This window comes from Roseomonas sp. HF4, from assembly GCF_005222755.1.
Classification (GTDB): Bacteria; Pseudomonadota; Alphaproteobacteria; order Acetobacterales; family Acetobacteraceae; genus Neoroseomonas.
In genome coordinates, this window is record NZ_STGD01000002.1 from 296504 (window position 1) to 322896 (window position 26393).

General features: G+C 71.5%; 23 protein-coding genes and 1 tRNA gene. 9 read left to right on the forward strand and 15 right to left on the reverse strand.

The features are described 5' to 3' along the window. Position 1: 1 nt before the first annotated feature. The 7 genes from E8M80_RS04340 (at position 2) to E8M80_RS04370 (ending at position 6853) form a co-directional block, all read left to right on the forward strand. Positions 2-838 carry an amidohydrolase gene (locus E8M80_RS04340; RefSeq protein ID WP_137124430.1) on the forward strand — a complete coding sequence of 279 codons (837 nt, stop codon included), beginning with the start codon at positions 2-4 and terminating at the stop codon, positions 836-838. Next, positions 838-1665 carry a MaoC family dehydratase N-terminal domain-containing protein gene (locus tag E8M80_RS04345; protein WP_137124431.1) on the forward strand — a complete coding sequence of 276 codons (828 nt, stop codon included), beginning with the start codon at positions 838-840 and terminating at the stop codon, positions 1663-1665. The genes E8M80_RS04340 and E8M80_RS04345 overlap by 1 nt, the downstream gene beginning before the upstream one ends. Then, positions 1665-2867, forward strand: coding sequence for a CaiB/BaiF CoA-transferase family protein (locus E8M80_RS04350; protein WP_137124432.1), 1203 nt, complete (start codon positions 1665-1667; stop codon positions 2865-2867). The genes E8M80_RS04345 and E8M80_RS04350 overlap by 1 nt, the downstream gene beginning before the upstream one ends. Beyond that, positions 2864-3832, forward strand: a complete 969-nt coding sequence (locus E8M80_RS04355) for a tripartite tricarboxylate transporter substrate binding protein (protein WP_137124433.1) — start codon at positions 2864-2866, stop codon at positions 3830-3832. Before E8M80_RS04350 ends, E8M80_RS04355 begins: the two co-directional genes overlap by 4 nt. A gap of 5 nt (positions 3833-3837) precedes the next feature. Then, positions 3838-5025, forward strand: a complete 1188-nt coding sequence (locus E8M80_RS04360) for a CaiB/BaiF CoA-transferase family protein (RefSeq protein WP_137124434.1) — start codon at positions 3838-3840, stop codon at positions 5023-5025. Positions 5026-5039: 14 nt separating this feature from the next. After that, the gene (locus E8M80_RS04365; RefSeq protein WP_137124435.1) at positions 5040-5414 is read left to right on the forward strand and encodes a VOC family protein; all 375 of its coding nucleotides are present in this window, start codon (positions 5040-5042) and stop codon (positions 5412-5414) included. Positions 5415-5668: 254 nt separating this feature from the next. Then, positions 5669-6853 carry a TIGR03862 family flavoprotein gene (locus E8M80_RS04370; protein WP_137124436.1) on the forward strand — a complete coding sequence of 395 codons (1185 nt, stop codon included), beginning with the start codon at positions 5669-5671 and terminating at the stop codon, positions 6851-6853. A 43-nt stretch (positions 6854-6896) separates the two neighbouring features. Here the strand turns inward: E8M80_RS04370 and E8M80_RS04375 are convergent, their stop codons facing one another. The 8 genes from E8M80_RS04375 to E8M80_RS04410 all read right to left on the reverse strand — a co-directional run bounded on the left by E8M80_RS04375 (position 6897) and on the right by E8M80_RS04410 (position 16446). After that, complete coding sequence (locus E8M80_RS04375; protein WP_240789883.1) at positions 6897-9176, reverse strand: xanthine dehydrogenase family protein molybdopterin-binding subunit; 2280 nt, start codon at positions 9174-9176, stop codon at positions 6897-6899. Next, a complete protein-coding gene (locus E8M80_RS04380) occupies positions 9173-10774 on the reverse strand; it encodes an amidohydrolase (protein ID WP_137124438.1) in 1602 nt (533 codons plus the stop codon). The genes E8M80_RS04375 and E8M80_RS04380 overlap by 4 nt, the downstream gene beginning before the upstream one ends. Before the next feature lie 41 nt (positions 10775-10815). Continuing rightward, positions 10816-11424 carry a 2-hydroxychromene-2-carboxylate isomerase gene (locus E8M80_RS04385; protein ID WP_137124439.1) on the reverse strand — a complete coding sequence of 203 codons (609 nt, stop codon included), beginning with the start codon at positions 11422-11424 and terminating at the stop codon, positions 10816-10818. After that, positions 11421-12050: a 3-oxoacid CoA-transferase subunit B gene (locus E8M80_RS04390; RefSeq protein WP_137124440.1), complete on the reverse strand. Its 630-nt coding sequence runs from the start codon at positions 12048-12050 to the stop codon at positions 11421-11423. The genes E8M80_RS04385 and E8M80_RS04390 overlap by 4 nt, the downstream gene beginning before the upstream one ends. Continuing rightward, entirely contained in the window at positions 12050-12784 is a 735-nt protein-coding gene (locus E8M80_RS04395) for a CoA transferase subunit A (protein WP_137124441.1), read from the reverse strand. Before E8M80_RS04395 ends, E8M80_RS04390 begins: the two co-directional genes overlap by 1 nt. A gap of 57 nt (positions 12785-12841) precedes the next feature. Then, entirely contained in the window at positions 12842-13735 is an 894-nt protein-coding gene (locus tag E8M80_RS04400; RefSeq protein WP_137124442.1) for a DMT family transporter, read from the reverse strand. Between the two features lie 103 nt (positions 13736-13838). Further along, on the reverse strand, positions 13839-15044 hold the full coding sequence (locus E8M80_RS04405; protein ID WP_170979190.1) for an MFS transporter: 1206 nt from the start codon (positions 15042-15044) through the stop codon (positions 13839-13841). A gap of 88 nt (positions 15045-15132) precedes the next feature. After that, entirely contained in the window at positions 15133-16446 is a 1314-nt protein-coding gene (locus E8M80_RS04410; RefSeq protein ID WP_170979191.1) for a class I SAM-dependent methyltransferase, read from the reverse strand. 158 nt (positions 16447-16604) lie between these two features. Between E8M80_RS04410 and E8M80_RS04415 the strand changes: the two genes are divergently transcribed. Continuing rightward, positions 16605-17072, forward strand: coding sequence for a nuclear transport factor 2 family protein (locus E8M80_RS04415; protein WP_137124445.1), 468 nt, complete (start codon positions 16605-16607; stop codon positions 17070-17072). 16 nt (positions 17073-17088) lie between these two features. On the opposite strand, the gene E8M80_RS04420 is transcribed toward E8M80_RS04415, so the two are convergent. From E8M80_RS04420 to ssb, 6 genes are all read right to left on the reverse strand, one after another. Beyond that, positions 17089-17164 (reverse strand) — tRNA-Lys (locus E8M80_RS04420). A 32-nt stretch (positions 17165-17196) separates the two neighbouring features. Continuing rightward, a complete protein-coding gene (locus E8M80_RS04425) occupies positions 17197-17697 on the reverse strand; it encodes a peptidylprolyl isomerase (protein WP_137124446.1) in 501 nt (166 codons plus the stop codon). Between the two features lie 10 nt (positions 17698-17707). After that, a complete protein-coding gene (locus E8M80_RS04430) occupies positions 17708-18268 on the reverse strand; it encodes a peptidylprolyl isomerase (protein ID WP_137124447.1) in 561 nt (186 codons plus the stop codon). A 12-nt stretch (positions 18269-18280) separates the two neighbouring features. Next, on the reverse strand, positions 18281-18790 hold the full coding sequence (gene coaD, locus E8M80_RS04435) for a pantetheine-phosphate adenylyltransferase (RefSeq protein ID WP_137124448.1): 510 nt from the start codon (positions 18788-18790) through the stop codon (positions 18281-18283). Beyond that, a complete protein-coding gene (gene gyrA / locus E8M80_RS04440) occupies positions 18783-21527 on the reverse strand; it encodes a DNA gyrase subunit A (protein ID WP_255467507.1) in 2745 nt (914 codons plus the stop codon). Before gyrA ends, coaD begins: the two co-directional genes overlap by 8 nt. Before the next feature lie 108 nt (positions 21528-21635). After that, positions 21636-22157 carry a single-stranded DNA-binding protein gene (gene ssb / locus E8M80_RS04445; protein ID WP_137124450.1) on the reverse strand — a complete coding sequence of 174 codons (522 nt, stop codon included), beginning with the start codon at positions 22155-22157 and terminating at the stop codon, positions 21636-21638. A gap of 158 nt (positions 22158-22315) precedes the next feature. Here ssb and uvrA point away from each other — a divergent pair, with 158 nt between their 5' ends. After that, complete coding sequence (gene uvrA, locus E8M80_RS04450; RefSeq protein WP_137124451.1) at positions 22316-25177, forward strand: excinuclease ABC subunit UvrA; 2862 nt, start codon at positions 22316-22318, stop codon at positions 25175-25177. Here uvrA and E8M80_RS04455 read toward each other — a convergent pair whose 3' ends face one another. Continuing rightward, positions 25178-26305, reverse strand: coding sequence for a glycosyltransferase family 2 protein (locus tag E8M80_RS04455; RefSeq protein WP_137124452.1), 1128 nt, complete (start codon positions 26303-26305; stop codon positions 25178-25180). Positions 26306-26393: the final 88 nt, after the last annotated feature.

Sequence of the window (26393 nt, forward strand, 5' to 3'; positions counted from 1 at the left end):
CATGGCTTCCGAACGCCGCCCGAACTTCGTCCTGCCGCCCGGCAGCTGCGACACGCATGTGCATGTCTGGGGGCCCTTCGACCGCTTTCCCGTGGCGAAGGGCGCGCCCTATACGCCACCGGAGCGCAACAAGGACGACCTCCGCGCGCTGCATGCGCGGCTGGGCGTCGATCGTGCCGTCATCGTGCAGACCACGGTCTACAAGGCCGACAACCGGGCGATGCTGGATGCGATCGAGGCCAGCGAAGGCGCCTATCGCGGCGTCGCGCTGGTGGACGAGACATTCGGGGACGCCGAATACAAGGCTCTGCACCTGGGCGGCGTGCGCGGCGTGCGCTTCGGCTTCCTCAAGCACCTGGGCGGCGTGCCGGACCTGGCGCTGCTGAAGCGCACGGCGCTCCGGCTCGAGGAGATGGGCTGGCACCTCGTTCTGCACCTCGATGCCGCGAGCCTCCTGGAATTCGAGCCGCTGCTGCGCGGCCTGCGGCTGCCCGTGGTGGTGGACCACATGGGCCGCGTGCCGGTGCCGGAGGGGATGGACCACCCCGCCTTCCGCATCCTGCTCGACCTGCTGCGCCAGCCGAACTGGTGGGTGAAGGTGTCGGGGAGCGAGCGCATCTCGGCCGAGGGGCCGCCCTTCCGCGATGCCATCCCCTTCGCGCGCCGGCTGATCGAAGCGGCGCCCGACCGCGTGCTGTGGGGGACCGACTGGCCGCACCCCAATGTGCGCTGGGAACCGGACGAAGCGGACCTTGTGGACCTGCTGCCGGAATTCGGCGATGCCGCCGCGCTGCAGAAGGTCCTGGTGGACAATCCCGCCAGGCTCTACGGCTTCTGATGACCGGCGACCTGCAATCCTGGGTCGGGCGCAAGCGGATCGTGGCCGACGAGATGGCCGCGCCACTCGTGCGCCGCATGGCGGCGCTGACCGACCGCGCGGATGTATCCTGTGCGCGCGGCGCGCCGGTGCCGAACCACTGGCTCTGCATGCTGTTCGACGACGCGGCGCCGCAGGCGGCCCTCGGCCCGGACGGGCATCCGGCGACGGGGGATTTCCTGCCGCCGGTCCCCCTGCCCCGCCGGATGCTGGGCGGGCGGCGGCTCGACTACCGCGCGCCGGTGCGCGTGGGGGATGACCTCACGCGCGAGACCGAGATCGCCGCCATCACCCCCAAGGTCGGGCGCAGCGGGGCGATGATCTTCGTGATGCTGCGGCACACCATCGGCGGGCCGGATGGCGTGGTGGCGGTGGAGGAGCAGGACATCGCCTACCTGGAGCCCAAGCGCGACGCGCCGGCACCGCGGGAGAAGCCGATGGAGGTGCCGGTCGCCGCATGGCGCGACGCCTTCGCGCCCGACCCCGTGATGCTGTTCCGCTACTCGGCGCTCGCCTTCAACGGGCATCGCATCCACTACGACGCGGATTATGCGCGCGACGTGGAGGGCTATCCGGCGCTGGTCGTGAACGGCGGCGTGACGACGCTGTTCCTGCTGGAGGCGGCGCTGCGGCGCGCGCCGGGGGCGGCGGTGCGATCCTACGAGGCGCGCACCATGGCGCCGCTGTTCTGCGGGCGGACGGCGACGCTGTGCGGCGACGGCGGAACGCTGTGGGCGGAGGACGAGGCCGGCGCCATGGCGCTGCGCATCACGGCGAGGATCCGCTGATGGCGGGGCCGCTCGATGGCGTGCGCGTGCTCGACCTCTCAGCCGTGGTGGTCGGGCCGATCTGCACGCATGTGCTCTGCGAGCACGGCGCGGAGGTGATCAAGGTCGAGGCGCCCACCGGCGACCTGCTGCGGCATCTGGCCGGCCGCGGGCGCAGCGCCGGGATGAACGGCAAGTTCCTCAACTTCAACCGGGGCAAGCGGTCGCTCGCGATCGACCTGAAGTCGCCGGCGGGCATCGCCGCGCTGCGGCGGGTGGCCGCCACGGTCGACGTGTTCGTCACCAACATCCGCCCCGACGCCCAGGCGCGCCTCGGCGTCGATGCCGAGGGCCTGCGCGCGGCGGCGCCGCGGTTGATCCATTGCTCCATCACCGGCTTCGGCAGCGGCGGGCCCTATGCCGGGCGGCCGGCCTACGACACGGTCATCCAGGGTGCATCGGGTGTCGCGGGTTGCTTCGCGGCCTCGACCGGGGAGCCGCGCTACGTGCCGTTCCTCGTCGCAGACCACACCGTCGGACTGATCGCCGCGCAGATGATCGGCTTCGCGCTGTACCGGCGCGAGAAGACCGGCACCGGGGAGGCGATCGAGGTGCCGATGTTCGAGAACATGGCCGCCTACATCATGCAGGAGCACCTCGGCGCGCATTCCTTCCGCCCGCCGCTCGGCCCGCCCGGCGACCATCGCGTGCTGAGCCCTGACGGCAAGCCGCTGCCGACGAAGGACGGCTACATCTGCGTCTCGGCCAATACCGACGCGCAGGCGCATGGGTTCTTCGAGGCGATCGGCCGGCCGGAACTCAAGACCGACCCGCGCTTCGCGACCATCGCGCAGCGCGTGCAGCACACGAAGGACTACTTCCACATCCGCGCGACCTCGCTGGGCGGCCGCACGACCGCGGAGTGGCTCGACATCTTCGACCGGCTGGACGTGCCGGCCTCCCCCTACAACACCATCGCGTCGCTGATCGACGACCCGCATCTGCGAGCGGTGGGCATGGTGCGGGAGGAGGACCACCCGACCGAGGGCGCGACCTGGGCGATCGGCGCGCCGAACCGCTTCTCGGGCGGGCAGGCGCCGGCACGCCCGCCCGCGCCGCGGCTCGGTGCCGACGGTGCCGCCGTGCTGGCCGAGGCCGGCCTGACGCCGGACGAAATCGACACCCTGCGCGCCGAGGGCGTGCTGATCGAGGGATCGCCATGACCCGCCTCACCCGCCGCGCCGCCATTGCCGGCGCGACGTTCGCACCCTTCGCGCTGCAGGCGCAGCCCGCCTCGCCCGACCGCCCGGTCCGCCTGGTCGTGCCCTTCACGCCGGGCGGATCGACCGACATCCTGGCGCGCGCGATGGGCCAGCGCCTGGCGGAGATGTTCGGACAGCCCTTCGTGATCGAGAACCGGCCCGGCGCCGGCGGCACGCTCGGCTCCGAGCAGGTGTTCCGCGCCACGCCCGACGGCCACACGCTGATGATGGGCCATATCGGCACGCTGGCGGTGAACCCGGCGCTCTATCGCAACCTCGCCTTCGACATCGGCGCCTTCGTGCCGGTCGCGCTCGTGGCGAAGGTCGCGAACATCCTGGTCGTGACGAACCGGCTCGCGGCGACCGACGTGGCCTCGCTGGTCGCGCTGGCGAAGCGCGACCCGGGGCGGCTGACCTATGGCAGCGGCGGCAACGGCAGCGCCGCGCACATCGCCATGGTCGCCTTCATGGAGGCGACCGGCACCGACATGACCCATGTGCCCTATCGCGGCACCGGCCCGATGATGACGGACCTCATATCCGGCACCATCAACCTGACCATGACGGGCGGGCCGCCGGCGCTGCCGCCGGTGCGCGCGGGGCAGTTGCGGGCGCTGGGGATTTCCTCGCTGTCGCGCCTGCCCTCGGCGGCGGACATCCCGACCATCGCGGAACAGGGCGTGGCCGGCTTCGACGTGCTGCAGTGGTACGGCATCGTGGGCCCGCCCGGGTTGCCGGCGCCGCTGGTCGCGCGGCTGAACGAGGCCTGCAACCGCATCCTCGGCGAGGCGCCCTTCCGCGCGCGGCTCGAAACCGAGGGCGCCACGGCCGAGCCGATCGCGCCCGCCGCCTTCGGCGCCTACATCGCGACCGAGCGGGAGCGCTGGGGCGCGCTGATCCGCCGCGCCAACGTCTCGCTGGGCTGACCGCCATGACACGACCCTTCGAAGGCATCCGCATCGTCGATGCGACGCATGTGCTGGCCGGGCCCTTCGCGGCCTACCAGCTTGGCCTGCTCGGCGCCGAGGTTATCAAGGTCGAGCATCCGGGCGACCCGGACCAGAGCCGCGGCAACGGCCCGGACTGGGACCTCAACCGCGCCGGCATGGGCACGCAGTACCTGGTGCAGAACGCCAACAAGCGCTGCATCACGCTCGACCTGAAGCAGGAGGCGGCGCGCGAGGTGTTCCGGACGCTCGTCGCCGGCGCCGACGTGCTGGTGGAGAATTTCCGCCCCGGCGCCTTCGAGGCGCTGGGCCTGGGCTACGAGGCGCTGTCGGCGCTCAACCCGCGGCTCATCTACTGCTCGATCTCCGCCTTCGGCCAGCAGGGGCCGCGTGGGCAGCAGACCGCCTACGACCACGTGATCCAGGCGACCTCGGGCATGATGGCCTGCACGGGGACGAAGGAGGTAGCGCCCCTCAAGCTCGGCGCCCCGGCGATCGACTACGCGACCGGCACCATGGGCGCCTTCGCGCTGTCGGCCGCGCTGTTCCAGCGGGAACGCACCGGGCGCGGGCAGCGCGTAGACCTTGCGATGCTCGACGTCGCGCTGGTCATGATGGCGACGCACATGACATCCACCAGCATCACCGGCCGTGCACCGCGGCCCAAGGGCAACGACCACGAGTTCGCGACCAATTCCTGTTATGCGGCGCAGGACGGGCTGGTGATGCTCGGCGCCTCCAACCTGCGGCAGCAGAAGCGACTCTGGGATGCGCTCGGCCGGCCGGATATGGCCAAGACGACAAACGAGGCGCGCGTTGCCGCCGACGCCGAGGAACGCGCGACGCTGGCCGGGATCATGGCGACGCGCACCGCGCAGGACTGGGAGGATTGGCTGCAGGCGCGCCATGTCCCGGCCGCGCGCGTGCGCGACATCGCCGAGGCGCTGGCGGACCCGCATGTGGCGACGCGGCGCGTGATGCACCGCTTCGCGGGCGCGGAGGGCGTGGACGCGCCCTTCGCGGTGCCGCTCGCCCCCTTCTCCTTCGCCCATGGCGGGCCGAGCGCGGATGCGGCGCCGCGCCCGCTCGGCGCGGATACCGACGCGGTGCTGGCCGAACTCGGCTACGACGACGCAGCGCGCGAAGCGCTGCGCGCAACCCGCGCGATCTGACCGGAGACGCCCCGATGACGGCCTTCACCTTCGACCACATCCACCTGCGCAGCCCGGACCCGGAGGCGACCGCCGCCTTCTACGAGCGCATCTTCGGCGTGGAGCTGAAGCGCAGCCCGCAGCGCATCGACTTCATGCTCGGCGGGCAGGCGATCTTCGTCTCGCCGATTACCGAGCCCACGACGGGGGAGGCGCCCACGGCGCCATATCGCGGGCTCGAGCACATCGGCCTGGCGGTGAAGGACATCGATGGCGTGACCGCCGCGCTGAAGGCGAAGGGCGCGGTCTTCACGATGGAGCCGACGACGATCCGCCCGGGCGTGCGCATCTGCTTCCTGCGCGCCCCTGAGAACGTCTCGATCGAGTTGCTCGAGCGGAGCGCGGCCTGAGCGCGTCCGATGACCGGAGCGCCGCATGGTGCGAAGGTCTGAATCGGCCGCGGCAGCAAGCCAGCGCGTCCGATGACCGGAGCGCCGCATGGTGCGAAGGTCTGAATCGGCCGCGGCAGCAAGCCAGCGCATCCGATGACCGGAGCGCCGCAGGGCGCGAAGGTCTGAATCGGCCGCGGCAGCAAGCCAGCGCGTCCGATGACCGGAGCGCCGCAGGGCGCGAGGATGCCGATCGACCGCGCCCGGCGCAGCACATCCTCGTCGTCGGCGCCGGGCCTGCGGGCCTGATGGCGGCGGAGGCGGCGACGCAGGCGGGCGCCGCCGTCACCGTGCTGGATCACACGCCCTCACCCGCGCGGAAGCTGCTGATCGCGGGGCGGGGCGGGCTGAACCTGACGCATTCCGAACCGCTCGACCGTTTCCTCGACCGCTACGGCAGTGCGCGCGCACGGCTCGAGCCCTTCGTTCGTGCCTTCCCGCCGGAAGCGCTGGTCGCTTGGTGCGAGGGGCTCGGCCAGGCGACCTTCGTCGGCTCCTCCGGCCGGGTCTTTCCAAAGGCGATGAAGGCTTCGCCCCTGCTGCGCGCCTGGCTGGCGCGGCTCACGGCGATGGGCGTGGCGCTGCGCGGGCGGCATCGCTGGACGGGCTTCACGGCGGATGGCGGGCTGCGCTTTGCGACGCCGGAAGGCGAGCGGGTCGAGCAACCCGCGGCCACCGTGCTGGCGTTGGGCGGCGCTTCCTGGCCACGGCTCGGCTCCGATGGGGCCTGGGCGTCGCTCCTGCCGGGGTACGTCATCGCACCGTTCCGCCCGTCCAACATGGGCTTCGCGGTGGCGTGGTCGGACCACCTGCGGGCGCGCTTCGCCGGCGCGCCGCTCAAGCGCATCGCACTGTCCCTCGGCGGCGCCATGATGCGGGGGGAGGCCATGCTGACCGAGCAGGGCATCGAAGGTGGCGCGGTCTATGCCCTGTCCGCACCGCTGCGCGACGCGATCGCGGCGCGGGGCCACGCCACGCTGCTGGTCGATCTGCGGCCGGATGTCGCGGCGGCGGACCTCGCCGCGCGGCTCGCGGCGGCGCCGCGCACGATGTCGCTGCCGAACCGCCTGCGACGCATCGCGGGGCTGACGCCGGCAGGCGCGGCACTGGTGCAGGAGGCGCTGCACGCGGGCGCCGCACGCTCCGACATCGCCGCGCTGGTGAAGGCGCTGCCACTGCGCCTGACGGCGGCCTTCCCGATCGCGCGCGCCATCTCCTCCGCCGGCGGGCTGGCATGGGAGGAGGTGGACGATGGGTTGATGCTCGCGAAGCACCCCGGCGTCTTCGCCTGCGGCGAGATGCTGGACTGGGAGGCGCCGACCGGAGGCTACCTCCTGCAGGCCTGCTTCGCGACGGGGCGGGCGGCGGGCGAAGCGGCCGCACGATACGCGGGGGCGTGAACGCCGCCGCGGCCCATCCTTTCTCCTGGGCGTTGGCGACGCGTCAGGGGTTGAGGGCGCGCCACAATTTCTCGGGCGTGGCGGGCATGTCGGGCGGGGTGGCCCCGACCGCGGCCAGCGCGTCGGCGATCGCGTTCATCACCACCTGGGGCGCGGCGATCGCGCCGGCCTGGCCGACGCCCTTCACGCCGAGCGGATTGGCTGCCGTGGGCGTGCCCTCCAGCAGCACGTCAAGGTCGGGCAGGTCGTCGGCGCGCGGCAGCGCGTAGTCCATCAGCGACCCCGTCAGCAACTGGCCGGAGTCGCAGTCGTAGACGATGTCCTCGAGCAGTGCCTGGCCGATGCCCTGCGCCAGGCCGCCTTGCACCTGGCCCGCGGTCACCAGCGGGTTCACCAGGCGGCCATAGTCATCCACCGCCGTGTAGCGCGTGAGGCGCGCAAGGCCAGTATCGCGGTCGATCTCAACCTCGGCGGCCTGGCACCCATTGGGGAAGGTCACGAGGTCGGAGGCGTTGTGCGCCTCGGCCAAGAGGCCCGGCTCCATGCCCTCGGGCAGGCTCGCGGGATCGGCCGCGGCGCGCGCGATGCCGGCGAGGTCCACGAAGCGGTCGCTGCCGCGCACGACGAAGCGGCCCTCGGCAAAGGTGAGTTCCGCAGGGTCCGACTGGAGCAGATGCGCGGCGATGGCGCGTGCGCGGGCCAGCAGCGCATCCACGGCGAGCACCAACGCATGGCCGCCCATGTGCAGGCTGCGCGCGCCGCCATGGCCGTGGCCGTTCGACAGCAGATCCGTATCGGCCTGGAGGAAGCGCACACGATCGATTGCCAGGCCGAGCCTGTCTGCGGCGACCTGCGGGAAGGAGGTCTCGTGCCCCTGCCCGTTCGAATGCGTGCCGACGGCGATGATGGCGCTGCCATCCGGGTCGATCCGCGCGCTGGCCCATTCGCCCGGCGCGCCGCGCGCGGTTTCCAGGAAGCAGGCCACGCCGCGGCCGAGCAACGCGCCCCGCGTCGCGGCCTCGGCGCGGCGCGCGGGAAAGCCCTCCGCGTCGGAGGCGCGCGCCAGGACCTCGAGATTCGCTCCGAACCGTCCGCCATCGACCTTCATGCCCATGGCCGTGACGCCCGGCGCATCCGCCATCATGTTCAGGGCGCGCAGCGCGGCGGGGTCTGTATGCAGTTCGCGCGCGGCGGCATCGACCAGGCGCTCGACGATGTAGTTCGCCTCGGGCTTGCCGGCGCCTCGATAGGCGTCGACCGGCAGCGTGTTCGTGAAGGCGCCGCGCACGACCAGATGCATCGCCGGGATGGCGTAGACCCCGCCCATCGCCGTGCTGAAGGCATTGGTCGGGCAATGCGGGCCGACGGCGGAGAGGTAGGCGCCCATGGCGGCGACGGTCTCGACCTCCAGCCCGGTGAAGCGCCCTGCGGCATCGAGCGCGAGCCGCGCCCGCGCGCGCAGGTCGCGGCCATGGACGGAGGCGGCGAATTCCTCGCTGGCGCCGGCGACCCAGCGCACGGGGCGCCCTGTGCGCCGCGCCGCGGCGAGCGCCGCCACGTATTCCGCGAAAACCAGGTTCTTCGCGCCGAAGCCGCCGCCGACATCGGGGCAGGAGAGGTGGAAGGCCGCCTCCGGCAGGCCGAAAATGGAAGCGAGCTGCCGCCGCGCGCCATGCACGCCCATGCCGGTATAGGTCAGGTCGAAGCGACCATCCGCGAAGCGCGCGAGGCAGGCGCGGGGCTCGAGCGGCAGTGCGTGGACGCGGTTGTTGAACAGGTCGAGCGAGACGATGCGCGCCGCGGCGGCGAAGGCGGCATCGATCGCCGCGCGGTCGCCCTTCTCGAAGCGGAAGGCCTCGTTGCCGGGCGCCTCGGGCCAGATCTGCGGCGCACCGGGGGCCAGCGCCGCCGCGCCATCCACCACGGCGGGCAGCGGGTCGTAGTCGACCTCGATCGCCTCGGCGGCGTCGCGCGCGGCGGCCTCGGTCTCCGCCAGCACGAAGGCGACGGGCTGGCCGACATGGCGGACACGGCCGCGCGCTAGCACCGGGCGATCCGGCACGCTCATCGGCCGCACTGAAGCCAGCACGCTCACGCAGGGCAGCGGGCCGATGCCCTCACCGTCGAGATCGGCGGCGGTCAGCACCATCGCGTCGCGCACGGCGCGCGTATCGACGGCGCGAATCGCGGCATGGGCGTGCGGGGAGCGCAATACCACGGCGTGCAATGCGCCCGCCGCGTCGATGTCGGCGACGTAGCGCCCCTGTCCGCTCAGGAAGCGGGCATCCTCGACACGACGGAGCGAGCGGCCACTGTAGGTCACAGGCGGTCCCCCGCGCCGAGGCCGTCCATCGGCGTCGGCACGCACCATTCTGCGCCGCGCGCGGTCGTGACGTATTCCGGCCATTTGAGGTCCACGGGCGCGGCGAAGTCCTGCGGCAGCAGTGGCGCAACCCACTTGGATCCGCCCATGCCGCCGCCGGTGCGATCGCGCCACTCGGCCTGCGCGGCATCGAGCAGGCCGGGCTTCGCCGCCAGGTCCACCAATGTCAGCGCCATGGTCTTCGCAGCCACGAACATGCCGGGGTCGATCGCAGCCGGCAGGCCGCCCAGCGCATTGTAGCTCCACATCGGGTAGTCGAATTCCGCATCGGGCGAACGCAGCCGCGGCCGGGCGGCGAGCAGGCGCACCGTCGGGCAGTGCCAGCAGAACTCCACGTAGTCGTCTGCCGAGAGGTGCTTCTGCCAGGGTGGCAGGAAGTGGCGCATGCCCGCCTCGAACTCCGCGGGCGGCGTCAGCCTGGTGTTGGCCGGCGCGAAGGGATCCTCCATCGGCGCGAGGCCGAGGCCGGACTGGATCTCGCGCGCGAAGGCGCGCGCCTCCTCCCCATAGGTGGGCGGGCCGACCTCCTGCAGGTTCGCCCAGGTCGCGTCGGTCAGCACGGTGTTGGGAAGGCCGACGCGCGTCTTGGTCACCCAGCGCCAATGCGCCGTGCAGGCGGTGCCGGCCGCGGCGCTGCGCGCATTGGCCATGAGTACATTCGCGATCTGCTGCGCCATGGGCAGGGACGGCGTTCGCCAGGAATACTGGATCTGCGTGAAGCGCGGCGCGAGGTTGTCGGAAGTCGCGTCGCCGCCGTGCAGGATGCACTCGTTCAGCGTCCAGGCGCCGGCGTGGGGGAACATCGCCTCCTTCGTGTACTTGGTCGTGGTGTACATGAGGCAGAGCGCATCCGTTGCGCCCGGCGCGCGCGCCGCGGCGTGGCCGACGTCGCGGATCGGCAGCAGGGACTTGTCGATCCAGGTCTCGGGGCTGTCGCAGGTGAAGGTGACGACGGCCGACCAGTAGGCGCCGAACTGCGTCTCGTCCGTCACGGTGTTCTGCATGTGCGGGTGCCAGACCACGGCGGCATCCAGCCCGTCGTAGTAGCCCTTGGCGGCATGGACAGGCTTCGATCCGCAGACCTTCTCTGCGGGTTCCCCGAACAGCACCAGGCGCCCGGGCGCGCCGGAGGCCTCGAGCGCGGCCTTGGCGGCCAGCACCGCCGCCAGCGCCGCGGTGCCGAGGGAGGAATGCGGGTCGGTGTGCCCGGCGGCGTAGGGATGCATGCCGGCGCGCGGCTCGCGGCGCGGCACGACGGCCTGGCAGTTGCCGGGCACGGCATCGTATTCCGAGAAGGAGGCCAGCACCGGCCCCGAGGCGCCCCAGCGCGCGACGAAGGCGGTCGGCATGCCGCCCGAGCCTTCCTCGACCTCGAAGCCCTCGGCACGGAGGACCTCCACATAGGCGCGGGCGGAGCGGTATTCGCGCCAGGCGGGTTCGGCGAAGTGCCAGATTCGCTCGTTGAAGGCGGACATCCGGCCTTCATTGGCGGCGATCCAGTCGAGCGCGGCACGGCGCAGCGCGGCAAGGTCGGTCATGCTCATCCCCCGGGTTGGACGGCGGATGATGCGACGGGTTGCTAGCCCCGCGCCAGACGCCGCGCCACGAAGTCGAGACGATCCTGGCCCCAGAAGATGTCCTCCCCGATCACGTAGGAGGGCGCGCCGAAGACGCCGCGGGCGAGCGCGGCCTCGGTATCGGCCAGGCGGCGGTCGCGCCAGCGCGTATCGGCCGCCAGCGCCGCGACCGCCGCAGGGTCCAGGCCGCAATCCGTCGTCAGCGCGGCGAGCGTCGCGGGGTCGGCGGGGTTCGCTTCCTCCTCCCACAGCGCCTTCAGCACGCGATGCGCGAGGCGGATGGCCGGCCCGTCGCCCACCGTCTCGCGCAGCCCGATCACGGCGGCCGCGGCGGGCACCTCGTCATGCGGGAAGAATCGTGGGCGGATGGTGATGGGAATGCCGAGCGCGTCGCGCCAGCGCGCCAGTTCCTGCAGGCGATAGGCCTGGCGCTGCGGCGAGCGCTTCGGCAGCGGCAGCCCGCCCGAACCCGCGAAGATGGTGCCGAAGTCGCAGGGGATGATGCGGAGCGTGGCGCCGTGCTGCGCGGCCAGCGCCTCGATCCGCGTGGCCCCCAGATGAGTCCAGGGGGAGTTGAGCGAGGCGTAGTAGTCGATGTGCATGGCAGTCATTCCGTGAGGGGGCAGGCGGTGGCGGCGCGGACGTCATCGAGGCTCACGCCCGGCGCGAGGTCGCGGACCGCGAAGGATGCGCCGGCGGGCGCGAACAGGCCGAGGTCGGTCGCGACCAGCGTGACCACGCCGCGCGCCGTGATCGGCAGGGTGCAGCGTGCGAGCAGCCGGGGCGTGCCGTCGCGCATGCGGTGCTCCAGCATCAGGAAGACGCGCTTCGCGGAGGCCGCGAGGTCCATCGCGCCACCGATGCCCCCGCCCTTGGCGCCCTTCACCTTCCAGTTGGCGAAGTCGCCATTGGCCGCGGCCTCGTAGGCGCCCATCACGGTCACGTCCATGCGGCCGCCACGGATCAGCGCGAAGCTGTCGGCGTGATGCACGATGGCCGCCCCCGGCAGAAGCGTCACGTTCTGGCCGCTGGCGTTGACGAGTTGCAGGTCCTCCTCCCCCGGCGCGGCGACGGGGCCGTAGCCGATGACGCCGTTCTCGGAATGGTAGGTGATCTCGCGCTCGCCCATGGGGATGTCGGCGATCAGCGTCGGCATGCCGACGCCGAGGTTCACGATCCAGCCGTCCTCGAACTCGTGCGCCAGGCGCTCGGCCATCTGCTGGCGGGTCCAGGGCATCAGCGGGCCTCCCTTCTCATCGGCCAGATGCCCTCGGGTGGCGGAGGGATCTGCACCAGGCGCTGCACCAGGATGCCGGGGGTGTGGACATCGTCCGGGTCGATCGCGCCGGCGGGCAGGATCGGCTCCTCCACCTCGACGATCACGAGCTTCGCGGCCATGGCCATCAGCGGGTTGAAGTTGCGCTGGCTGCGGCGGAAGCGGAGGTTGCCGGCCCCGTCCGCCTGGTGGGCGCGCAGCAGCGCGACATCGACCGGCAGCGCGTATTCCAGCAGGAACTCGCGGCCGTCGATCATGCGTGTCTCCCGCCCCTCGGCGAGTTCGGTGCCGACGGCGGTCGGCGTGTAGAAGGCCGGGATGCCGGCACCGGCGGCGCGCAGGCGTTCGGCCAGCGTGCCCTGGGGGACGATCTCGGCCTCGACCTCGCCGCGTTCGTAGTAGGGGGTGAAGGGCAGCGTGTCGGAGGCGCGGGTCGCGGCGGTGAAGGAGCACATGACCTTCGCCACCTGCCCATTCTCGACCAGCATGCCGATGTCGGGCATGCGCGGCTTGTGCGCGCCGCCGGTGGTGTTGGCGATGCAGGTCAGGCGCCGCGCCCCCTGGCGATGCAGCGCGGCGAGGAGGTTGAACGGCACGCCCGGCATGGCGAAGCCGCCGATGGCGACGGTCGCGCCATCGGGGATGTCCGCGACGGCGGCGTCGAACCCCGCCACGATCTTGCTGCGACGCGCCATGAGCCCGCTCCCGTCCCTGCCCGCATCGTCCGGCGCGCGGGCGAGCCTGTCCAGGGGTCAGCGGCGGCGGCTCTCCAGCACGGCCATCGAGACGCCGGCCGCGATGATGATGCCGGCGCCGAGCCAGGTGAAGGCGTCCGGGAACAGCCCGGTGATGACGTAGCCGACCGCGACCGAGCCGATCATCTGCCAGTACTGGAAGGGGGAGATCACGCTCGCCTGCCCGTAGGTCATGGCCTTGGCGACGCACCAGTGCCCGGCCGCGCCGAGGCAGCCGAGCGCCATGTGCAGCAGGATGTCCCGCAGGTTGCCGGGGGCGGTCCAGACGAAGGGCACGACGCAACTCATGACCACGGTGCCGATCAGCGCGGAATACATCACCGAGGTCTCGGGCCGGTCGATGCCCGCCACCTTGCGCGTGTAGACTTGGTAGACCGCGTAGCAGAAGGCTGAGCCCACGATCAGCAGCGAAGCCGTCTGGAAAACCTCGCTGCCCGGCCTGATCACGACCAGCACGCCCAGGAAGCCGACGCACACGGCAGCCAGCCGTCGTGCGTCGGCCTTCTCCCCCAGCAGGGGAAAGGCCAGCAGCGTGACGAAGAAGGGCGCCATGAAGGAGATGGAGGCCGCCTTGGCGAGCGGTACGTCCTTCACCGCGAAGAAGAACAGCGTCGTCGAGGCCAGCAGCAGCAGCGAGCGCGCGACCTGTGTCACGGGCCGCCGCGTCGCCAGGATGACGATGCCGTAGCGCGGGATGACGAGCGCCAGCACGATCAGCAGGTGCCCGGCCGTGCGCGCCCAGATGATCTGCTCGGACGGATAGTCGCGGCTGAGCACCTGCACGATCCCGTTCATGATGGGAAAGCAGGTGGTGGCCGCGCACATGAAGAAGATGCCGAGCCAGAGGCGCCGCAGCGCGTCCTCGCGCGTTTCGATCGCGGTTGCTGTCACCTGTTCAGCCTGTCGCGGGGCGCCCCGCGGGTCAACGCATGATGCACCGCGCGTGTCACCGCATCAGGCCCCGCGCGCGTCACCGCACCATGTCCCGCGCGCGTCAACGCGCGACCGGCCGGCGCAGTGCCCAGAACGCGACCGCGCCGGCCGCATAGGCCGCGATCGAGAGCAGGAACACGATCCGGTAGCTGCCCGTCACGTCGAACAGGAAGCCCGCGCCCCAGGACCCGATCCCCGCTCCCAGCCCCGAGCCCACCGTGATCAGGCCGAGGATGGTGCCGAGCCGCGGCCCGCCGAACAAATCCGCTGTCTTGGCCGTGATGGCCGGCCCGCGCGCGCCCCAGGTCACGCCGAAGAAGACCGCGTGCAGCCAGAGCATCACGTGCTGGTCGGCATCCTCGATCGCCAGCGCGAAGGCGACCCCCAGGATCGATATCGCATAGGCGAGGATCGCCGCCCTCTCCCGTCCGATATGGTCGGAGATGGTGCCGGTCAGGATCACGCCCGGCAGCGCGAGCAGGCTGCCCGTGCCGAGCACGAAGGCGGCGTAGAGCGGCTCGAACCCCTGCCCCACCGCGAAGGCGAGCTGGTGGAGGGAGACGAGGAAGCTGCCGATGCTGGTCAGCATGTAGACAAGGAACAGCAGCCAGAAATGCCGCGTGCGCATCGCCTGGCCGAGGGTCCAGGACGCGACGCCGGACGCGGCATCGGCCGCGGCGGCCGGCGCCAGCGCATCCGCCCGGCGGAACATCGCGGCGAGCGGCAGCACCAGCACCGCCATCAGCCCTGCCTGCACGAGATAGGCCTGGCGCCAGCCCGCGTCGTCCACCAGCCATTGCGCGAGCGGCGCCGAGATGGCGCGGCCGAAGCCGTTGGCCGATTGCAGCAGCGAGATCGCCATGCCGCGCTGCGTCACGAACAGCCGCGAGACAAGCGGCACGAACACCACGAGGCCGATGCAGTTGGCGCCGAGCGTCATCACCACGCCGTAGAGCAGCACCACCTGCCACAGCGCATCGGCCTGCGAACTGCCGAGCAGCCCCGCCGTCAGCAGCACGCCGCCCAGCATCACCATGCGACGCGCGCCGATCCGGTCGACCAGGCCGCCGACCAGCGGCGAGGCGACGCCGCCCACGATCTGCCCGACCGAGTAGGCGAGGCTCGCATCCGCGCGGCTCCAGCCGAACTCCGCCACGAAGGACAGCAGGAACACCGTGTAGGCGTGCATCAGGCTGGCGCTGACGGTGAAGGCGACGAAGCCGCCGGCAACCACGAGCCAAGCCTGGCGAGAGGGGCCCTGGCCCATGCGTGTTCCGTATCCCGCCGATGTGCCGCGCGCCGGGCGCGAACGCGCGGCAGCGGGGGACAAGCATAGACGGGCGGCGCCGCGCCTCCTACCCGGCGGGATCGCGGCGCAGGAACAGCGCCCAGGGCGCGGCGCGCGCACCGGCACCGCGCAGCAGCACGGAATGGGCGAGGCCGGCCCTGGCCTCGAAGCCGAGCGCGCCATGCGGACCTTCGAGCGACAGCCTGGCCACCGTCCGCTGCCCGAAGGGCGGCGCCAGGCGGTTGCTGCGCACCAGGACCTCGGCAGGGCCTTCCGGCACGCCCGCGGGCGCTGTGATGCGCAGCGTGAAGCGACCGGGCGGCAGGCTCACCCAGCCGGTCTGCTGCGCAGCAGGCGCCGCGTCGGCCGCGGCCTCGGATGCGAACTCCTCATGCGCCTCGGCCGGTGCGGCGCGCGGCGCGCGCAGCCGGAGCACCTGCCAGTCCCGCCAGAGCGCCGCTTCCTGCGCGGCGCGCTGGCCCTGCACCCAGGCCTCGGCCGCATGGTAGCCAAGCACGCGGACGGGGCGCTCGGGCGGCGCGTTGCGCAGGACGAGCATTGCCGAGCTGAAGACCCGCCCGCCGCGCCAGGGCGTCACGAAGGTCCGCCCGAGGCCGGCCTCGTTGACGCCGAGATCCGCGAGGTCGGCGGCGGGCGCGTTGAGCGGCACCTGCCGCAGCCGCGCGTCGAAGACCGGCGCCGCCGCCAGGCCCGACCGCGCGACGATCCCTAGCAGGTCGTCGATGCCGAAGAAGAAGCAGTGCGGCACGGGCGCGGTCGCGCCCCAGGACATCTCGGTCGTGAGCACGTAGAGGCCGCCGGGCTTCAGGATCCGCTTCACCTGCGCGAGGTGGGAGACGAAATCCTCCTCCCGCCGCCCGATATGCTCGAAGGAGCAGGCGGAATAGGCGAAGTCGAGCGGCGGGCCGTCGTAGTCGATCGCCGTCATGTCCATCCGCGCGACGTCGAGCCGCGCCGGATCGACCGGGAGATGCGCGACCTCCAGCAGGAAGCCCTTGGGATCGGCCGTGCGCGCGGTGGCCCAGGGGGAGGCTTCGTCGTAGAGATCCGTCACCAGCAGATGTCCGACCTTCCCGGCCAGGGCGAAGATCAGCGGCTCCCGCCCCGCGCCGAAGACGATGCCGCGGGCATCGGGGCGGAGCGCGCCGGCCGCCTCCAGCGCGCGGTAGATCATCACCCATTCCCACTGCTTGCGCTGGAAGGCGGGCGGGCGGCGGAGTTCCTCCGCCAGGATGCGGGCGAAGTCGGGGTCCGCCCAGTCGAGCGCGTCGCAGGGCTTCTGCAGATGCGCGATGGGGCACGCGAGGCCGTGCGGCGGCGCCGCCTCATGGCGGACGAGATCGGTCACGGGAACGTCCATGGCGCGGGTCCTTGTCCGGCCGAGCATGGGATACCGAAGGTTGCTGATGGGTCAAGGCAATGCGCGTATGGCGTGGGTTTCTCATGGCGAGCAGCGGTCTCTTGACCACGGCGGCGAGGCGCCCTTCGCTGACCCCTCCAGCAAGGGTAGCCGCACGCATGGCCAATCTTCCGATCCCCGAGGCCGATGCCGCGACGCGGGCCGAGGTCATCGACTGGCTCGAGCGCTTCACGGCCTGCGTGCGGGACGTGGATTTCCGCAGCGCCTATCCCTTCTGGCACGATGAGATCGTGATCTTCGGGACCTACCAGGAACTGGTCCGCAGCCGTCAGGCCTGGACGGACACGCAATGGTCGAATGTCTGGCCGCGGACGAAGGACTTCGCGATCGACGCGGCGAACACGCTGGTCCTCGCCTCCGCCGATGGCGGGACGGCGGTCGCGGTGGTGCCCTGGACCAGCACGGGATTCCACCCGGACGGCACGGAATTCCCGCGCCCCGGGCGCGCGACCATCATGCTGCAGAAGCAGCCGGACGGGCGCTGGGTCGGCGTGCACAGCCACATGTCGCTCGGCCGCGGCGTGCCGCAGGACAGCCACGGGAAGCGGCCGATCAAGGCGCGGTAGGCGGCGCCATCGGGTCTGGTGTGCCCGCGGGGACTCGAACCCCGGACCCCATGATTAAAAGTCACGTGCTCTACCGGCTGAGCTACGGGCACATGCGCCCCGGCGCGCGGCCGGGGTGATAGCCTCAGGCGGCGTCCGACGCCACCTTCATGCTGCGGATCGTGTCGGGGCCCTGCACGATGCCCGACATGCCGGCGCCGCGCTTGATCTTGTCCACGGCCTCCATGCCGGCAGTGACCTGGCCCCAGATCGTGTACTGGCCGTCGAGGCTCGAGGCCGGCGCGAACATGATGAAGAACTGGCTGTTCGCGCTGTTCGGGTTCTGCGTGCGCGCCGCGCCCACCGTGCCGCGCTGGAAGCGCGCGACGGAGGGCTGGCTGAACTCGGCCTCGAGGTCCGGCAGGTCGGACCCGCCGGTGCCCGTGCCGGTCGGGTCGCCGCCCTGCGCCATGAAGCCCTCGATCACGCGGTGGAAGGGCGTGTTGTCGTAGAAGCCGCGGCGCACGAGCGCCTTGACCTGCTCGACATGCTTGGGCGCCAGGTCAGGGCGGAGCGCGATCGTGACGGTGCCGTGCTCGATCTCGAGCAGCAGCGTGTTCTCGGGGTCGGCGGGGGTCTGGCTCATGGGCGTGTCCTCAGCGGATGTCGGCGGCGATGCGCGCGGTGCGGATGCGGTCGGGCGGCGCGGGCACCTGGCCCGACTGGCCAACGCCGCGCTTGATGCGGTCCACCGCCTCCATGCCGGACACGACGCGGCCCCAGATCGTGTACTGGCCGTCGAGCCCCTGGTTCGGGGCGAACATGATGAAGAACTGGCTGTTCGCGCTGTTCGGGTCCTGGCTCCGCGCAGCGCCCACCGTGCCGCGCACGAAGCGCGCGCGGGCCGGCGGGCTGAATTCCGCCGGCAGGTTCGGCAGGTCGGACCCGCCGCGGCCCGTGCCGGTCGGGTCGCCACCCTGCGCCATGAAGCCCTCGATCACGCGGTGGAAGGGGGTGTTGTCGTAGAAGCCGCGGCGCGCGAGCACCTTCACGCGCTCGACATGGCGGGGTGCCAGGTCGGGCAGCAGTTGGATGGTCACGCGCCCGCCGGGCAGTTCCAGCACCAGCGTGTTCTCGGGGTCGAGCGCGGGCTGCTGCGCCAGCGCCGGCGTCGCGAACGCGGCAGCGGCCGCGCCCAGGAGCGTCCTGCGGTCCATGGGGGTTCTCCTTCAGTCCTGTGTTGCGCGGAGCTTGGCCATCGTGCGCGTGAGCGTCGCCTTCGGCACGAAGCCCGAGATGTCGCCGCCCAGCCGCGCGATCTCCTTGACCAGGCGGGACGCGATGAATTGGTTTGTCTCGGACGCCATGAGAAAGACGGTCTCGACCTCGGCATCCAGGCGGCGGTTCATGCCGACCATCTGGAACTCGTAGTCGAAGTCGGACACCGCACGCAGGCCTCGGATGATCATCCGCGCGCCGACCTCGCGGGCATATTGCACGAGCAGGCCCTCGAAGGGCCGCACCTCGATGATCGTGCCGTTGCGGTCGGCGATCGCGGCGGTCTCGGCGCGCACCAGTTCCACCCGTTCATCGAGGTCGAACAGCGGACCCTTGCCGATGTTGATCGCGACGCCCACGACCAGCCGGTCCACCAGCCGCGCGGCGCGGCCGATGATGTCGAGATGCCCGTTCGTCACGGGGTCGAAGGTGCCCGGATAAAGGGCGACGCGCTCAATCATGGGTGCCGGCCGCCTCGTCGTCCTCGCCCTCGTCGGCGACGGGGAAGCAGGACATCACGCGCTCCCCCTCCGCGAGGCGCATGAGCATAACGCCCTGTGCCTGGCGGCCGGTGATGCGGACATCGTCGGCCTCGATGCGGATGAGCTGTCCGCCGTCGGTCACCAGCATCAGGTGGTCGCCGTCGCGCACCGGGAAGGTTGCCACGACCTCGCGCCCCGTGCGGGCCGAGAGCGAGATGCCAGCGACCCCCTGCCCGCCCCGGCCGCTGACACGGAACTCGTGGGACGAGCTGCGCTTGCCGAAGCCACGGTCGGTCACGGCGAGGATGAGCTCCTCCGCCTCCGCCATGGCGTCGACGCGCTCCGCCGACAGCGTGATCTCCTCGACCGCCTCCTCGGGCTCCTCGGCGGCGGGGACGGCGGGGTCGGCTTCCTCCTGCTCGCCGTTGCGGCGGCGGCTTGCGGCGACCTTGAGGTACGCCTCGCGCTCCGCGGGTGTGGCCTCGAAGTGGCGCAGCACGGACAGCGCGATGACGCTGTCCCCGGCCGCAAGGCGGATGCCGCGCACGCCGGTCGAATCCCGCCCGGCGAACAGGCGGAGCGTCTCGGGCTCGGCCCGGAAGCGGATGCACTTTCCCCCGCGCGTGGCCAGCAGCACGTCGTCGCCCTCGCGGCAGGTCGCGACGCCGACCAGGCTGTCGCCCTCGTCCAGCTTCATGGCGATGAGGCCGGAGGAGCGCACGTTGCGGAAATCGCTCAGCCGGTTGCGCCGCACGTTGCCCTGCACCGTCGCGAAGATCAGGTGCAGCCCGTCCCACAGCTCCTCATCGAGTGGCAGCGGCAGCACTGCCGTGACCGTCTCGCCTTCCTGCAGCTGCAGCACCTGGCGGAGCGAGCGGCCGCGCCCGGTCGGCCCGCCCTCGGGGAGTTGCCAGACCTTCTCCCGGAAGGCGATGCCGCGGCTCGTGAAGAACAGCACGAACTGGTGCGTATGCGCGACGAAGGACCGGATGACCACGTCGTCGTCCCGCGTCCCGGCCCCGGTGCGGCCCTTGCCGCCGCGGCCCTGCGCGCGGAAGGTCTCGAGTGGCGTGCGCTTGACGTAGCCGTCGCGCGTCAGCGTCACGACCATGGTGCCGGGCTCGATCAGGCTCTCGTCGTCGACATCCGCCACATGGTCGACGATCTGCGTCATGCGCGGGGAGGCGATCTTCTCGCGCACCGCGCGCAGCTCGGCGTCCATCACCTCCATCCGGCGCGGGCGGCTTCCCAGGATGTCGAGCAGGTCGCGGATGCGTTCGCCGACTTCGCCCAGTTCGCCGGTGATCTTGTCGCGCTCGAGTCCCGTCAGGCGCTGCAGGCGGAGGTCGAGGATGCCGCGCGCCTGTTCTTCCGTCAGGCGCACCGTGCCCTCGGGCGTGACGACGTTGCGGTAGTCGTCGACCAGAGCGAGCAGCGTGCCGATGTCGCCCGCCGGCCAGTCGCGTTCCATCAGCGCGGCGCGGGCCGAGGCCGCGTCGGCGCTGGCGCGGATGACGCGGATCACCTCGTCGATATTGGCGACCGCGATGGCGAGGCCGATCAGCAGGTGCCCGCGCTCCCGCGCCTTCATCAGGCGGTGGCGGGACCGGCGGAGGATTACCTCCTCCCGGAAGCCGATGAAGGCCATCAGCGCGTCGCGCAGCCCCATCTGCTGCGGGCGCCCGTTGTGCAGCGCGAGGAAGTTCACCGCGAAGGAGGTCTGCAGCGACGTCATGCGATAGAGCTGGTTCAGCACCACCTCGGCCGTCGCATCGCGCTTGAGCTCGATCACGATCCGCATGCCCGAGCGGTCGCTCTCGTCGCGCAGGTCCGAGATGCCCTCGATCGCCTTGGCACGGACCAGCTCCGCGATCTTTTCCAGCAGCGTCGACTTGTTGACCTGGTACGGGATTTCCGTCACGGCGATGGCCTGGCGGTTGCCGCGCATCTCCTCGATCTCGGCGCGCGCGCGGAGCGGGATGGAGCCGCGGCCGGTCTCGAAGGCCGCGCGGATTCCCGCGCGCCCGAGTATCAGCCCGCCGGTCGGGAAGTCCGGCCCGGGGATGATCGCCATCAGGTCTTCGAGGGTCAGCGAATTGTCTGCGATCAGCGCGAGCGTCGCGTCGATCACCTCGGTCGGGTTGTGCGTCGGGATGTTGGTCGCCATGCCGACGGCGATGCCGCCGGCGCCGTTGACCAGCAGGTTCGGGAAGGCGGCGGGCAGGACCCGCGGCTCCGACGCGCTCTCGTCGTAGTTGGCCTGGAAGTCGACGGTGTCCTCGTCGATGCCTTCCAGCAGCGCCATGGCGGACGGCGCGAGCCGCGCCTCCGTGTAGCGCATCGCCGCCGGCGGATCGCCGTCCACGGAGCCGAAATTGCCCTGCCCGTCGATCAGCGGCACGCGCATCGAGAAGGGCTGCGCCATGCGGACCATGGCGTCGTAGATCGAGGCGTCGCCATGCGGGTGATACTTGCCCATCACGTCGCCGACGACGCGGGCCGACTTCCTGTACGGCTTATCGGCGGTGTAGCCGGCCTCCTGCATGGCGAACAGGATGCGGCGATGCACCGGCTTCAGCCCGTCGCGCGCATCGGGCAGCGCGCGGGCCACGATCACGCTCATGGCGTAGTCGAGGTAGGAGCGGCGCATCTCCTCCTCGAGCGCGACGGGCGTCGTGTCCGAGGGGGGATCGGCGGGGGTGCTGGGGTCGCTCACGCGGGGGAACTCGATCCGATGTCGTGGGTCATGCGACGCCTGGGCGCGCGGGGCTTCGGCGCCATAGGCACCGCGCGGCGGCCTCCGTCAACCGCCGCACGGGGCGGCTCAGAACGGGATTTCGTCGTCGAGGTCGGTCTTCTTGGAATCCCAGCCGCCGCTGCGCTGCCCGCCGCCCGGGCGCGCACCGCCACCCTCCCCGCGCGATCCGCCGCCGGGGGGCGAGGAAGAGGAGGAGGAAGGCCGCTCGGAATACCCGCCGCCCTCATCCGCCCCGCCGCTGCCGCGGCCGCCGACCAGGCTCAGCTCGCCGCGGAACTGGCGCAGCACGATCTCGGTCGTGTAGCGCTCCTGCCCGTCCTTGTCCTGCCACTTGCGGGTCTCGATCTGGCCTTCGATGTAGACCTCGCTGCCCTTGCGCAGGTAGCGCTCGGCGATCTCGCCCAGCTTCTCGTTGAAGATCGCCACGGAGTGCCACTCAGTGCGCTCCTGCTGGTTGCCTTCACGGTCCTTGTATCGCTCGGAGGTTGCGATGCGGAGGTTCACGACCTTGCCGCCATTCTGGAAATTCCGCACCTCTGGGTCGCGGCCGAGCCGCCCGAGGATGATCGCCTTGTTCACGCCCGCCATGCCGCAGATTCCTGTCGTTTCAGCCCGCCATCCTAGCCTGTCGCACCGGACCGGGCCACCCCGCGCCCTTCCCAGGCCGACTGACCGCGCGCATATATCATGGTGAGAACATCACCGGAACACCAGTGGCCGGCCCCGCCGCGCCCCGGAGCCCCTTCATGACCGGCCACATTCGAATCCGCGGCGCCAGGCAGCACAACCTGAAGGACGTGGACCTCGACATCCCGCGCGACACCCTCACGGTGGTCACTGGGCTGTCGGGGTCGGGCAAGTCCTCCCTCGCCTTCGACACGATTTACGCCGAGGGGCAGCGCCGCTACGTCGAGTCGCTCAGCGCCTATGCGCGGCAGTTCCTGCAGCTGATGCAGAAGCCCGACGTCGATTCCATCGAGGGCCTGTCGCCGGCCATCTCGATCGAGCAGAAGACCACCAGCCACAACCCGCGCTCGACCGTCGGCACCGTCACCGAGATCAACGACTACATGCGCCTGCTCTGGGCGCGTGTCGGCGTGCCCTACAGCCCGGCGACGGGGCTGCCGATCGAGGCGCAGACCGTCTCCCAGATGGTCGACCGCGTCATGGCGATGGAGGAAGGCACGCGGCTGCTGCTGCTGGCGCCGGTGGTGCGCGGCAAGAAGGGCGAATACCGCAAGGAACTGGCCGAATGGCAGCGACGCGGCTTCGAGCGGGTGAAGGTGAACGGCACGCTCCACCAGATCAACGAGGCGCCGAAGCTCGACAAGAAGCTCAAGCACGACATCGAGATCGTGGTCGACCGCATCGTGGTGCGCGACGGCATCGCGCAGCGCCTGGCGGACAGCTTCGAGACCGCACTCGGGCTCGCCGACGGCATCGCCTATGCCGAGAACGCGGATACCGCTGAACGCACCGTCTTCAGCGCGAAATTCGCCTGCCCCGTCTCGGGCTTCACCATCGAGGAGGTCGAGCCGCGGCTGTTCTCCTTCAACTCGCCGCATGGCGCCTGCCCGGCCTGCGACGGGCTCGGCACGGAAAGCTTCTTCGACGCGCAGCTGGTGGTGCCGCAGGACGATGCCTCGCTGAAGGATGGCGCCATCCTGCCCTGGACCGGCGCGCAGTCTCCCTACTACACGCAGACGCTGGAGAGCCTGGCGCGGCACTTCAAGTTCGCCATGACCACGCCCTGGCAGGACATCCCGGCCGCGGTGCGCGAGGCCATCCTGCACGGCACGGGCGATGAGGTCGTCACCCTCCGCTACAAGGACGGGCTGCGCGCCTATGAGGTGAAGAAGCCCTTCGAGGGCGTGATCCCGAACCTGCAGCGCCGCTACAAGGAAACAGACAACCCCTGGGTGCGGGAGGATCTCGCGCGCTACCAGGCGGACCGCCCCTGCGCCGCCTGCTCCGGCTTCCGGCTGAAGCCGCAGGCGCTCTCGGTGAAGGTGGCGGGCCGGCACATCGCGGAGGTCAGCGACCTGTCCATCAGCCGCGCGCGCGACTGGTTCGCGACGGTGCTGGAGACGCTGACGCCGCAGCGCCAGGAGATCGCGCGCCGCATCCTGCGCGAGATCGAGGACCGGCTGCAGTTCCTGGTCGATGTGGGGCTCGACTACCTCTCGCTCGGGCGGTCCTCGGCCACGCTGTCCGGCGGCGAATCGCAGCGCATCCGGCTGGCATCCCAGATCGGCTCGGGGCTGACCGGCGTGCTCTACGTGCTGGACGAGCCCTCGATCGGGCTGCACCAGCGCGACAACGAACGCCTGCTCGGCACGCTGCGGCGGCTGCGCGACCTCGGCAACACGGTGCTGGTGGTCGAGCACGACGAGGACGCGATCCGCCAGGCCGACCACCTGATCGACATCGGCCCCGCCGCGGGCAAGGGCGGCGGGCGCGTCATCGCGCAGGGCACGCCGGCCGAGGTGATGGCGAACCCCGCCAGCCTGACCGGCCAGTACCTGAGCGGCATCCGGCGCATCGAGGTGCCGGCCACGCGGCGCAAGGTGGACCGGAAGAAGCAGCTGCGCGTCGTCGGCGCCACGGGGAACAACCTCAAGGACCTCAGCGCCGCGATCCCGCTCGGCACCTTCACCTGCATCACCGGCGTCTCGGGCGGCGGCAAGTCCACGCTGGTGGTGGAGACCCTCTACAAGGCGGCGTCGCGCCGGCTGATGGGCGCGGCCGAGGTCCCTGCCCCGCATGACCGGATCGAGGGGCTTGAGCACCTCGACAAGATCATCGACATCGACCAGTCGCCGATCGGCCGCACGCCGCGATCCAACCCCGCGACCTACACCGGCTTGTTCGCCCCCATCCGCGACTGGTTCGCCGAGATGCCGGAATCCCGCGCGCGCGGCTACAAGCCCGGCCGCTTCAGCTTCAACGTCAAGGGCGGGCGCTGCGAGGCCTGCCAGGGCGACGGCCTCATCAAGATCGAGATGCACTTCCTGCCCGACGTCTACGTCACCTGCGACACCTGCAAGGGCAAGCGCTACAACCGCGAGACGCTGGAGGTGAAGTTCAGGGGCAAGTCCATCGCCGACGTGCTCGACATGACGGTGGACGAGGGCTGCGAGTTCTTCAGCGCGGTGCCCGCCATCCGCGACAAGCTGACGGTGCTGCGCGACGTCGGCCTCGGCTACATCCATCTCGGCCAACAGGCGACAACGCTGTCGGGCGGCGAGGCGCAGCGCATCAAGCTGTCGAAGGAACTGTCGCGCCGCGCCACAGGGCGCACGCTGTATATCCTCGACGAGCCCACCACCGGCCTGCATTTCGAGGATGTGCGCAAGCTGCTGGAAGTGCTGCATGCGCTCGTCGAGCAGGGCAACACGGTCGTGGTGATCGAGCACAACCTCGAGGTCATCAAGACCGCGGACTGGGTGCTCGACCTCGGCCCCGAGGGCGGCGAGGGCGGCGGGCGGCTGGTGGCCGAGGGCACGCCGGAGGACATCGCGGCGGCGGCGGAAAGCCATACGGGACGGTTCCTGGCACCGCTGCTCGCGCGCGGCGAGGCGCCGGCCAAGCGCCGCAAGCGGGCCTGATCACGGCCCCGTCTGGCGCTGGAATTCCCGCATCCGGACGATCTCGCGCCTGAGGTCGCGCAGCCGCGTCTTCCCCGCATGGCGCGCGATCACGCCGGGCGGCACCTCGCGCCGGTCCAGCATCAGGTGCCAGAGGGCGACGATCTCGGCCTCCGTCACGGCGCGGTCGGGGTCGTCGCGTTCCGCGGCCAGGCGCGCGATCAGCGGCTCGAGCTTCTCCCGCCGCCACGCCGCGCGCTGGCGGAAGGCCGCCTCCGCGATGGCTGCGACGCGCTCGGCGGTCAGCGGCCGGAAGGCGAAGTGGTCCGCCTCAGCCCAGCGCATCCCCTCGAAGCCGAGGTCGCGGAAGACGCCCGGCGTGAAGTGCTCCCCCTCGACGCCGATGTAGCGGCCGAAGCAGACATCCGTGCCGAGCCGCGCGAGGCCGAGTTCGAGGCATGCGACCTCGGTCGCCGCATCCTCCCCGACGCCGTCCACCGCCGCCTCCCGACGCCGCCACAACTCGAACAGCCGCAACCGGTTGCGCGCGCGGTAGTCGTTGCGCCGGATCTCCTCCCACCAGTCGCCGATGCGCGACTGGATGCGCCGCCAGGCGTCCCGCCTGAGCCCGAAGCCCCAGTGGTGGCCGAGTTGCCGCCAGCCGACCTCGGGGCCCGGCGCGGGGTCGCGGTGCGCGCCATAGGCCGCGAAATAGCCGACGCGGTCCGCGAAAGGCTCGGTGGCCGCGCGCATCGCCTCCAGCGCCGCGAGGTAGAGCGGCCCGGGCTCAAGGTCGTCCTCGAAGAAATAGCCGACCGCGCTGTCCATCGTCTCGAAGGCGTGGCGCTGGCCGCGCAGGATGTTCTCGGCGATGCCGAGGTTGCGCGGCGCGGCCATCACCTGGCCCTCGGGGAAGTGACGGCGGAAGGTCTCGATGCTGCGCTGGATCAGGCCCGGTCGGCCGTGGCGATGGCCGGTCAGGGCCGAGACCGAGCCGTCCTGCATCAGCACGACGCGCGCCGGGTCGGGCCGCACCACGGCCTGCGCCCTGAGGCCGGCGCAGAGCCGGTCGAGATACTCCGGGCGGTCGAAGGAGAAGATGACGACCGGCACGCGCGTGACGCCGGGCTCGACGCCGGCAAGCCTCATGCGTGTTCGTCCGGGTGGGCCATCCTGGCGCCAATGTCCCTGCCGAGGGCGGCGTGGGTCAAGCGGCGCCGCCGGGCGTCCGCCCCGT

Coding starts and splice junctions, on each gene's coding strand:
- E8M80_RS04340 (WP_137124430.1), top strand. CDS start 2: ATGGCTTCCGAACGCCGCCCGAACTTCGTCCTGCCGCCCGGCAGCTGC.
- E8M80_RS04345 (WP_137124431.1), top strand. CDS start 838: ATGACCGGCGACCTGCAATCCTGGGTCGGGCGCAAGCGGATCGTGGCC.
- E8M80_RS04350 (WP_137124432.1), top strand. CDS start 1,665: ATGGCGGGGCCGCTCGATGGCGTGCGCGTGCTCGACCTCTCAGCCGTG.
- E8M80_RS04355 (WP_137124433.1), top strand. CDS start 2,864: ATGACCCGCCTCACCCGCCGCGCCGCCATTGCCGGCGCGACGTTCGCA.
- E8M80_RS04360 (WP_137124434.1), top strand. CDS start 3,838: ATGACACGACCCTTCGAAGGCATCCGCATCGTCGATGCGACGCATGTG.
- E8M80_RS04365 (WP_137124435.1), top strand. CDS start 5,040: ATGACGGCCTTCACCTTCGACCACATCCACCTGCGCAGCCCGGACCCG.
- E8M80_RS04380 (WP_137124438.1), bottom strand. CDS start 10,774: ATGACCGACCTTGCCGCGCTGCGCCGTGCCGCGCTCGACTGGATCGCC.
- E8M80_RS04385 (WP_137124439.1), bottom strand. CDS start 11,424: ATGACTGCCATGCACATCGACTACTACGCCTCGCTCAACTCCCCCTGG.
- E8M80_RS04390 (WP_137124440.1), bottom strand. CDS start 12,050: ATGCCCTGGACCCGCCAGCAGATGGCCGAGCGCCTGGCGCACGAGTTC.
- E8M80_RS04395 (WP_137124441.1), bottom strand. CDS start 12,784: ATGGCGCGTCGCAGCAAGATCGTGGCGGGGTTCGACGCCGCCGTCGCG.
- E8M80_RS04405 (WP_170979190.1), bottom strand. CDS start 15,044: ATGGGCCAGGGCCCCTCTCGCCAGGCTTGGCTCGTGGTTGCCGGCGGC.
- E8M80_RS04410 (WP_170979191.1), bottom strand. CDS start 16,446: ATGGACGTTCCCGTGACCGATCTCGTCCGCCATGAGGCGGCGCCGCCG.
- E8M80_RS04415 (WP_137124445.1), top strand. CDS start 16,605: ATGGCCAATCTTCCGATCCCCGAGGCCGATGCCGCGACGCGGGCCGAG.
- E8M80_RS04425 (WP_137124446.1), bottom strand. CDS start 17,697: ATGAGCCAGACCCCCGCCGACCCCGAGAACACGCTGCTGCTCGAGATC.
- E8M80_RS04430 (WP_137124447.1), bottom strand. CDS start 18,268: ATGGACCGCAGGACGCTCCTGGGCGCGGCCGCTGCCGCGTTCGCGACG.
- coaD (WP_137124448.1), bottom strand. CDS start 18,790: ATGATTGAGCGCGTCGCCCTTTATCCGGGCACCTTCGACCCCGTGACG.
- ssb (WP_137124450.1), bottom strand. CDS start 22,157: ATGGCGGGCGTGAACAAGGCGATCATCCTCGGGCGGCTCGGCCGCGAC.
- uvrA (WP_137124451.1), top strand. CDS start 22,316: ATGACCGGCCACATTCGAATCCGCGGCGCCAGGCAGCACAACCTGAAG.
- E8M80_RS04455 (WP_137124452.1), bottom strand. CDS start 26,305: ATGAGGCTTGCCGGCGTCGAGCCCGGCGTCACGCGCGTGCCGGTCGTC.